We start from the raw sequence: 9371 nt of genomic DNA, 5'->3' as shown, positions 1-9371 counted from the left end.
CGCGCGGGCGAGGCGCCAAGCGTGGCCGCCGCCTGCGCCAGCGACGGCGGCAACGCGTCCAGCGCGGCGGCCAGGGCGCGCGCGATGAAGGGGTAGGCGATGAGCGCGTAGGCCGCCACCAGCAGGGGCAGGCTGGCGGTGAACGCCGGGTAGAGCAGCAAGAGCCCGAAGGCCACCGTGACGGGCGACACCACGAAGGGCAGAAAGGCCGCCGCGCGCCAGGCCAGGCACAGGCGCCGCAGGCCCTGCGCCGACAGCGCGTGCGCCACGCCCAGCACCAGGGCCAGCGCCAGGGCCATGGCGCTGAAGCGCAGCGTGTTGAACAGCGCGTGCAGCGTGGCGGGTTCGCGCAGCACGGCCCAGGCCGCGCCGTCGAGCAGCGCGGGCGCGGTGCGCAACAGCAAGGCCAGCAGCGGCGCGCCGGCCAGGGCAAACAGCGTGGCATGCAGGCCCGCCACGGCGAGGCGGTCGCCAGGCGATGCCACCGTGCGGCGCGCGAGGGGCGCCGCGCGTGCGGGCGCGGCCAGGCGCTGCTCGATGGCCGCGTAGGCCAGCGCGACCGCGCCGTTGAGCAGCAGCATCCACACCGCCAGCACACCGGCCTGGCCCAGCGCCAGTTCGTGCGCCACCAGGGTGTAGATCTCCACCTCGGCCGTGGCCCAGCGCTGGCCACCCAGCACCAGCGCCAGACCGAAGCCCGAGAGGCAGTACAGGAACACCAGGCAGGCCGCCGAGGCGAGCCAGGGCCGCGCCTCGGGCCATTCGACGCGCAGGAACACCCGCCAGGGCGAGGCGCCCAGCGTGCGCGCGGCGGCCACGCGCGTGGCGCTCACGTGCTCGAAGGCGTCCACCCCCGCGCGCACCACCAGGCACAGGTTGAAAAACAGGTTGCCGTACAGCAGCAGCCAGGGCGTGCCCGAGCCGTCGATGCCCAGCACGCCCAATACGCCGCGCGGCCCGGCCAGCGCCAGCACGCCCATGGCCGCCACCAGCGTGGGCACCACGAAGGGCAGCATCAGCGCGCGCAGCACGAGCCCACGGCCCGTGAAGTCGATGCGCGCGAGCACCCAGGCCAGCGGCACGCCGACCAGCAGCGCCGCCACCGAGGTGATGCCCGCCTGCGCCAGCGACCACAGCACGCGCCCGCGCAGGTAGTCGTCGGCCCACAAGGACCAGAAGCCGAACTCGCCCGCGCCCCAGCCCTCGGCCAGCAGCCGCGCCACGGGCGCCACCGCCACGAGGGCGAGGAAAAGCAAGGGGATCAGGGCGAGCGCGAGGCGCATGGAGGGCCGTCAGCGCAGGACGGTTTTCACCCAACGGTCCTGCCAGGCGCGCAGTTGCTCGCTCGCGCGCTCGGCCGGCGGGTTGTCGAAGCGCGTGGGCTCGGGCGCGTGCTTTTTCAACACCTCGGCGCGCGCGGCGCCGGGCTCGGCGGGGTACATCCACATGCTGGTCTGCAGCGCCTGTTGCACAGGCGGGGAGCGCAGGAATTCGATGAAGCGGCCGGCGGCCTCGCGCGCGGCGGGGTGGCTGCCCTTGACCAGCGCCACCCCCTCGACCTGGCGGAACACGCCGCCGGGCAGGAACAGGCTGGCCGTGGGCGATTCGGCGAGCGGCGTCTTGCTGAAGAAGACCTCGGCGGCCGGGCTGGTGGCGTAGCTCACCACGATGGGCCGCGCGCCGCCGTTGCGGCTGAACTCGGTGTAGTAGGCCTCGCTCCAGCCCTTGACCACCTTGAGGCCGTTGCGCCGCATGCGCGCCCACCAGTCGAAGGCGCCCTCTTCGCCCAGGCCGGCGATGGTGGCCTGCAGGAAGGCCTGGCCGGGGCTGGAGGTGGCCGGGTGCGGCACCACCAGCAGGTCCTTGTAGGCCGCTTGGGCCAGGTCGTCGAGCGAGCGCGGCAGGGCCAGGCCCTTTTGCGCGAACCAGGCCTTGTCGATGTTGAGCGCGACGTAGCTGTGGTCCACCGGCACCACGCCATCCCCCAGAGACGCGGCGCTGGGGCGCTGGGCGGCGGGGCCGTTGTACGGGTCGATCATGCCGGCCTGCCGCGCGCGCGGCAGCAGCGCGTTGTCGATGCCGAAGACGACATCGGCGATGGGCCGGGCGCGCGTGAGGATCAGGCGGTTGAGCATCTCGCCCGCGTCGCCGCCCTTGATGACTTGCAGCTTGGCACCAGCCTCGCGCTCGAACCGCGCGAGCAGCGGCGCGGGGAGATCGAAGGAGTCGTGGGTGAGCACGCGCAGGGGCGTCTGCGCCACCGCGAGGCCGGGCGCCCAGGCCAGGGCGGGAAGTAGAAGGATCGAACGCCGTTGCATGCCGCTACCTTACCCGCCCGCGCGGGGCAAGCTCAGAACCCGAGTTCGACACAGGCGCCCGGCTCGATCACGCGCTCGGGCCACTCGTGCGCGCCGGCGATGGCCCGCGGTCCGTGCGCCTTGAGGTAGTGCGCCGCGCGGATGACACCCGCGTGCGTGACCCAGGCCGCCTCGCGAATGCCGCTCGTGTGCAGTTCCATCAGCACGGCGGCGACGCGATCGATGATCTCTTGCGTGCTGGCCTCGCCGCCGAAGCGGTGGTGCGCGAAGTCGGCCATCCAGGCGTCGAAGGCGGGGCGCGGAATGGCGTCCCAGGCCTGCATCTCCCAGCGGCCGAAGTCCATTTCGTTCAGGCGCGGCTCCACGCGCGCGGCGCCCAGGTCGGGGCGCAGGCGCTGCAGCGCGGCGGCCAGTTGCTGCGCGCGCGCCAGGCCCGACACCCACAGCGGCACGTGGCGCGGCAGGGCGGCGGCCACGGTCTCGGCGGCGGCCAGCGTGGCCTCGGCGCGCGCGGGCGCGTCAGTGATGCCGTAGCACAGGCCCGGTGGCAGGGCGACGGCGGCGTGGCGGATCAACCAGAGCTTCATCGGCACCTCATTCGAAAGGCAAGGCGATGGCCACGCCCAGGTAGAACAGCACTTCGGCCACCTGCTGCGTGGCGCCCAGTCCGTCGCCGGTGAAGCCTTGCAGACGGCGCCACAGCAGGCGCCCCACCCAGGCGGTGCCCAGCGCGGCGCCCAGCACGCCGGCCCACCAGGCCATGCCGGGCATCAGCGCCACCACCAGCAGCAGCGCCAGCGCCATCCACAGCAGCCCGGCCAGCAGCGCGGCGGGCGTGAGGCCGTCGGCCAGCGGCTTGCTCTTGGAGCCGGCCACGTCGCCCACGTGCGGCAGCGTGAAGATGAGGGGCAATGGCGCGGCGCGCGACACCACCTGCGCCAGGAACAGCGCCGCCACCGCGTGCAGCGGGTCGATCTGCACCAGCAGCGCGAGCAGCGCCACCTTGCACAGCAGCGCCAGCACCAGCGCGATGGCGCCGAAGCTGCCGATGCGCGAGTCCTTCATGATTTCCAGCGCCCGCGCGCGGTCGGCGCTGCCGCCCAGGCCATCGGCCAGATCGGCCAGGCCGTCCTCGTGGAAGGCGCCGGTCATGAGCACGCCGGCCACGGTGGCCCCCAGCGCGGCCACCCAGGGCGCGGCGCCCGGCCCGGGCAAGGCCCACAGCAGCGCGGTGAACACCAGCGCCACCCACAGGCCCACCAGCCAGCCCACACCAGGAAAATGCGCCGCGCTGGCGCGCAGCATGGCCGGGCTGTAGCCCACCCAGGCGGCCAGCCGGCCGGTGACGGGCACGCGGGTGAAGAACTGCAAGGCCAGCAGGTAATGACGAAGGAAGCGGCTCATCGCGCCGGCTTGTCGGTAACGGGCGCGGGATCGAGGGGTTCGACGCTGGCGGTGGACACGCCCGCGCTGGCGAAGCTGGCCATCTCGTTGAGCAGCGCGCAGGCGCTTTGCAGCAGCGGCCAGGCCAGCGCCGCGCCCGAGCCCTCGCCCAGGCGCAGGCCCAGGTCGAGCAGCGGCTCGGCGCGCAGGTGGGCCAGCATGAGCGCGTGGCCGCGCTCGCCCGAGCGGTGGGCGAAGACGCAGCGCTGCAGCACGTGGGGCCGCAGCTTGCTGGCCACCAGCACGGCGGCGCTGGCGATGAAGCCGTCCACCACGACCACGCGCCGCTCGGCCGCGGCCTGCAGCACCGCGCCCACCAGGGTGGCGATCTCGAAACCGCCGAACGCGGCCAGCGCGGCCAGCGGGTCGCGCGCGTCGGCGTGGCGCGCCAGCACGGCGCGCAGCACGCCGATCTTGCGCAGCACGGCGTCGGCGTCCAGGCCGGTGCCGGCGCCCGTCACGTCGCCCACCTCGAAGCCGCCCAGGCGCGCCAGCAGAAGCGAAGCGGCCGAGGTGTTGCCGATGCCCATTTCACCGAGCAGCAGCGCGTTGCCGGGCAGGCCGCGCACGGTGGTCACGCCGTTGGCGATGGCCTCGTCGCGTTGCGCCTCGCTCATGGCCGGGCCCTCGAGCGCATCGGCCGTGCCCGGCGCCACCTTGCGCACCAGCAGGCCCTCGCGCGGCGCGAAGTCGTGGCGCACGCCGCAGTCCACCACCGTGAGCGCCAGGCCGTGCTGGCGGGCCAGCACGCTCACCGCCGCACCGCCGGACAGGAAGTTCTCCACCATCTGCCAGGTCACGTCGCTCGGGTAGGCCGAGACGCCGCGCGCCGCCAGGCCGTGGTCGGCCGCGCACACCAGCATCTGCGGCTGGTGCAGGCGCGGCGCGGCCGTGCCCTGGATGGCGCCCAGCCGCTGCGCGAGCGATTCGAGGCGCCCGAGCGAGCCCAGGGGCTTGGTCTTGTCGTCCATGGCGGCCTGCAGCGCGGCGGCCAGGGTGTCGTCGTGCAGGTCGGGGACCTCGGGGAGCTTCGGCTGGGTCATGGTGCGATGAGCGCGTCGAGCGCGCCGGGAATGAAGTGCTCGCGCACGCTGTCGGCCAGGCGGTCGAACACGGTCTCCAAGGTGGGCGCGGTGGCGCCGAACAGGGCCCGCAGCACGCGATCGTCCTCGAACAGGCCGTGCAGGTACAGGCCCAGCACATTGCCCTCGGTGTTTTGCCAGGCCAGGCCGGGGATCACCTCGTGCGCGACGGCTCCGGCCGCCACCATGGCGGGGTGCGGCGCGGTCTGGCCGTGGTGGATTTCGTAGCCGCTCACGCGCACACCCGACAAGGCCGCCCAGGGGCCGCGCACGGTGGTGAACGCGGCCTCGGTGCGGCGCACGGTCTTGTCGCGCGCGAAGCTGGTGACCAGCGGCAGCAGGCCCAGGCCGGGGGCGTTGCCGTCGATGCCCTCGGTGTCGATGAGCGCCTCGCCCAGCACCTGCAGGCCGCCGCACACGCCCAGCACGCGGCCACCGCGCGCGGCGTGGTCGGCCACCCAGCGGTCCAGGCCCTGCTCGCGCAGCCAGTCCAGGTCGGCGGCGGTGGCCTTGCTGCCGGGCAGCACGACCACATCGGCGCCGGCGCCGTCCGCCGGCGCGCGCACCCATTTCAGGCGCACGCCGGGCAGGTTCTTCAGCGGCTGGAATTCGTCGAGGTTGCTGATGCGCGGCCAGGCGAGCACCGCCACCGTGATGTGCACCGGGCCGGCGGCGTGCGAGCGGTCGGTTTCGCCGCCGGGCCGCCCCAAGGCGAAACGCACCCCCTCGGGGGGCAGCGAACCACGCGCAGCGGGGAGCGTGGGGGTCATATCAAACACGCCGTCCTCCTCGGGCAGGCCGTGGCGCCACTGCATGGGGATCACGCCCAGCATGGGCACGCCGGTGAGGTCCTGCAGTTGTTGCGGCCCTGGTTGCAGCAGCGACGCATCGCCGCGGAACTTGTTCAGCACGAAGCCGCGGATGAGCGCGCGGTCGGCTTCACTCAACAAGGACCAGGTGCCGTACAAGTGGGCGAAGGCGCCGCCGCGATCGACGTCGGTGACCAGCAGGCAGCGCGCCTTGGCCTCGCGCGCCACGCGCAGGTTGACGATGTCGTTGGGCATGAGGTTGATCTCGGCCGGCGAGCCCGCGCCTTCGATCACCACCACCTCGTGCTCGGCGATGAGTTCGTGCAGCGCGCGCCGCACCGTGGGCCAGGCGCGTTCGCCGCGCTCGCGCCAGGGCAAGGCGGTGAGCTCGGCGTCCACACGGCCCATCAGCACGTACTGGCTGTGCGTGTCGGCCTCGGGCTTGAGCAGCACGGGGTTCATGCGCACCTCGGGCTCGGCGCCGGCCGCGAGCGCCTGGAAATACTGCGCACTGCCGATCTCGCCCCCATCGACGACGCGGGCGTTGTTGCTCATGTTCTGCGCCTTGAACGGCGCCACCTTCAGTCCTTGCCGCGCGTAGTGGCGGCACAGCGCCGTGGCCAGCCAGCTCTTGCCGGCCCCACTGCTCGTGCCGAGCACCATCACGCAGACGGCGGCCATGCGCTTCAGCCCTTTCGGGTGGTCAGGCCCAGCTTGTCCAGCAGCGCCTGATCGGCCGCCACATCGGGGTTGCCGGTGGTGAGCAGCTTGTCGCCGTAGAAGATGCTGTTGGCGCCCGCCAGGAAGCACAGGGCCTGCACGGCCTCGCCCATCTGCTGGCGCCCGGCCGACAGGCGCACCTTGGCGCGCGGCATGGTGATGCGCGCGACCGCGATGGTGCGCACGAATTCGAAGGGGTCGAGGTCGGGCTGGTCGGCCAGCGGCGTGCCGGCCACCTTGACGAGGTGGTTGATGGGCACGGACTCGGGGTAGTCGGGCGCAAGGTTGGCGAGCTGCGCCACCAGGCCCGCGCGCTGGCGGCGCGATTCGCCCAGGCCGACGATGCCGCCGCAGCAGACCTTCACACCCGCGCCGCGCACGCGCGCCAGCGTGTCCAGGCGGTCCTGGTAGTCGCGCGTGGAAATGATGTCGCCGTAGAAGCCGGGGTCGCTGTCGAGGTTGTGGTTGTAGTAGTCGAGCCCGGCGTCGCGCAGTTGCTCGGCGTGGCCCTCGGCCAGCATGCCCAGGGTGGCGCAGGCCTCCAGGCCCTCGGCCTTGACGGCGCGCACGAGCTCGGCCACGGCCTCGACGTCGCGGTCTTTCGGGGCGCGCCAGGCCGCGCCCATGCAGAAGCGCGTGGCGCCTGCTGCCTTGGCGCGCTGCGCGGCCTCGCGCACGGCGTCCACGGCCATCAGCTTGCCGGCCTGCACGCCGGTGTCGAAGTGCACCGACTGCGGGCAGTAGGCGCAGTCCTCGGGGCAACCGCCGGTCTTGACGGACAGCAGCGTGGCCAGCTCCACCTCGTTCGGCGCGTGGTGCTCGCGGTGCACGGTCTGGGCGCGGTGCATCAGGTCGGCGAAAGGCAGGTCGAACAGGGCCTCGATGGCCTCGGCGCTCCAGCGCTCGGTGGCGGGCGCGGCCGGCGCGGTGTTCGCGCGCGGCACGAGGCGGATGGTCTGTTCGGCGGTGTCTTGCATGAGGGTCCTTTCTGTCTCTCTCGACTGCGACGGCGTGGGTCCGTCGTCAATGGGGGCGATTGTCACCGCCGCGCCCGCGCGGCCAGGCCGCGCGCAGGGCGTCCTGGTCGGCGGGTGATCGCACGCCCAGGCGCACGTGGCCCGGCAGGCCGAAGGAGGCGCAGTCGCGCAGCTTCACGCCGTGGTCGCGGCGCAGCGCGGGCAGGCGTTCGGTGTCGCCGGCGTGAGGCAGGCGCGCGACGAAGTAGTTGGCGTCGCTGGGCAGCACGGTCCAGCCCAGCGCTTCGCAGAGCGCCATTTGCCGGGCCTTCCATTCGCGCAAGCTGTCCAGGCTGTCGTTGAGCCATTGCTGCGCCTCGGGCCGGGTCCAGGCCAGCAGCATGGCCTCGGCGTGCACGCCCAGCGGCCATGAAGGCGCCAGGGCCTCCAGTTCGGCCATGGCCTGCCGCGCGGCCAGCGGCGCGATGGCGTAGGCGCCGCGCACGCCCGTGAGGCCCAAGGCCTTGTTGGGCGAGACCAGGCGCCACACGCGGTCCGGCGCAGGGCCGCTCAGCGTGGGCGCGCCGTGCAGGCGCAGCGGCGCGTAGGCCTGGTCCAGCACCAGCGATTGCTCGGGCCGCAAGCCCGCCACGCGATCGGCGAGGCCCGCTTCGGCCTGGCCCAGCGGCGCCGAGGGCTCGCAGGCCCAGAGCAGGCGCGCCCTGCCCGGCTCGTTCGTGCGACCGAGGCCCCAGGCATCGGCCGCGCGGGCGAGGTCGCCGTAGTGGTGCGGCGGCAGCCACACCGAGGCGCCCGGTGATCGCGCGGCCCAGGCCGAGAAGCGCTGGATGCCCTCGCTCGCGCTGGCCAGCAGCAGCACACGATCGGGCGCCACGCCGTGGAACTCCCCCAGCGCGGCCTTCAGCCGCGCGCCCGTGGGGTCGGGGTAGCGCGAGGCGTCGGCCTGCGCGATGGCCAACAGCGCCGAGGGACAGGGGCCCAGGGCGTTGGCGTTGGTGGAGAAGTCGTGCGCGGGCGCGCCGAGGGCGTCGGTGCCGCCGTGCTCGAACGCCTTGTTCATGCCATGGACCAGGTGAACAGCACCACGGCCCCGAGCAGCACCAGGCCGACGGCCAGCGCGCGCCCCGCCAGCACGATGGCCGCCGTGGTGTCGGCGGGCCCGGGCGCGCGGCCATCGGCGTTGAGCGTGTACACGCCCGGCTTGCGCAAGCGCAGGTTCAGTGCCAGCGCGAGCGCGGCCATGGGCCAGCCCGAGTTGGGCGACGGCGTGCGGCGCGCCTCGCGCCACAGCGCGCGCAGCGCCAGGCAAGCGCCCGCGAACAAGAGCAAGGCGGCCGTGAGGCGCGCGGGCACCCAGGACAGCGCATCGTCCACGCGCGCGGCCCACTGGCCGGCCCAGGTCCAGTCGCGCGGCGTGCCGTCCGTGTCGCGGCGCAGGCCGTCGTAGCCCCACATCGCGTCGGCCGTGTTGGCCCAGCGGTAGAGCGCCGCGCCCGGCAGGCCCGCGATCAGAAACCAGAACAGCGGCGCCACCACCGAGTCGCTGAGGTTCTCGGCCAGGGATTCGATGGCGCTTTCGCGCACGGCCACCGCGTCGAGCGCGCGCGTGTCGCGGCTCACCAGCCACGACAGCCGCTCGCGGCCCTGCTCCAGCGACTGCGACAGCGCGGACTCGACCGCGAGCACCTCCTCGCGCAGCAGGCGCCAGGACATCAGCGGCTTGAGCAGCAGGCCGGTGAGCAGCGCCGCCCACCAGGGGTTCAGCGTCGACAGCGCGGTCTGCGCGGCCCAGGCCACGGCAAGGACCACGAGCGCGCCCGCGCTCCAGCCCAGCGCACCCAGCGCCCAGCGCACGCCGTCGAAACGCGGTTCGGCCTGATCCCGCACGGGCGCGATGCGCTGTCCCATGGCGCCGAGCGCGCGGCCCATCCACACCACCGGGTGCCAGGGCGCGCGCGGCTCGCCGAAGGCGCGGTCCAGGCCCAGGGCCACGATCAGCGACAGGGCCGCGCCGAGCATCGC

9 protein-coding genes are annotated in these 9371 nt (G+C 73.9%); all 9 read right to left on the bottom strand.

All coding sequences use genetic code 11. From position 1 onward, the window contains the following. Positions 1-1283: iron ABC transporter permease (locus GTO19_RS13830; protein WP_291021835.1), on the bottom strand; the 1283-nt coding region annotated here is incomplete at its 3' end. A gap of 9 nt (positions 1284-1292) precedes the next feature. Further along, positions 1293-2318 (bottom strand): thiamine ABC transporter substrate binding subunit, encoded by a 1026-nt coding sequence (locus GTO19_RS13825; protein ID WP_291021833.1) that lies wholly within the window; start codon positions 2316-2318, stop codon positions 1293-1295. Between the two features lie 32 nt (positions 2319-2350). Beyond that, complete coding sequence (locus tag GTO19_RS13820) at positions 2351-2905, bottom strand: histidine phosphatase family protein (RefSeq protein ID WP_291021831.1); 555 nt, start codon at positions 2903-2905, stop codon at positions 2351-2353. A 7-nt stretch (positions 2906-2912) separates the two neighbouring features. Next, a complete protein-coding gene (locus GTO19_RS13815) occupies positions 2913-3722 on the bottom strand; it encodes an adenosylcobinamide-GDP ribazoletransferase (protein ID WP_291021829.1) in 810 nt (269 codons plus the stop codon). Next, positions 3719-4804: a nicotinate-nucleotide--dimethylbenzimidazole phosphoribosyltransferase gene (gene cobT / locus GTO19_RS13810; protein WP_291021827.1), complete on the bottom strand. Its 1086-nt coding sequence runs from the start codon at positions 4802-4804 to the stop codon at positions 3719-3721. Before cobT ends, GTO19_RS13815 begins: the two co-directional genes overlap by 4 nt. Further along, a complete protein-coding gene (locus tag GTO19_RS13805) occupies positions 4801-6333 on the bottom strand; it encodes a cobyric acid synthase (protein ID WP_291021825.1) in 1533 nt (510 codons plus the stop codon). The genes cobT and GTO19_RS13805 overlap by 4 nt, the downstream gene beginning before the upstream one ends. A gap of 5 nt (positions 6334-6338) precedes the next feature. Next, the gene (gene bioB, locus GTO19_RS13800) at positions 6339-7349 is read right to left on the bottom strand and encodes a biotin synthase BioB (RefSeq protein WP_291021823.1); all 1011 of its coding nucleotides are present in this window, start codon (positions 7347-7349) and stop codon (positions 6339-6341) included. A 46-nt stretch (positions 7350-7395) separates the two neighbouring features. Then, positions 7396-8409, bottom strand: coding sequence for an aminotransferase class I/II-fold pyridoxal phosphate-dependent enzyme (locus GTO19_RS13795; RefSeq protein ID WP_291021821.1), 1014 nt, complete (start codon positions 8407-8409; stop codon positions 7396-7398). Further along, positions 8406-9368 carry an adenosylcobinamide-phosphate synthase CbiB gene (gene cbiB, locus GTO19_RS13790; protein WP_291021819.1) on the bottom strand — a complete coding sequence of 321 codons (963 nt, stop codon included), beginning with the start codon at positions 9366-9368 and terminating at the stop codon, positions 8406-8408. The genes GTO19_RS13795 and cbiB overlap by 4 nt, the downstream gene beginning before the upstream one ends. Positions 9369-9371 lie beyond the last annotated feature (3 nt).

It is taken from the genome of Hydrogenophaga sp. (assembly GCF_011772445.1).
Lineage (GTDB): Bacteria > Pseudomonadota > Gammaproteobacteria > Burkholderiales > Burkholderiaceae_C > Hydrogenophaga.
This window is presented reverse-complemented; position numbering and strand designations above follow the sequence as displayed.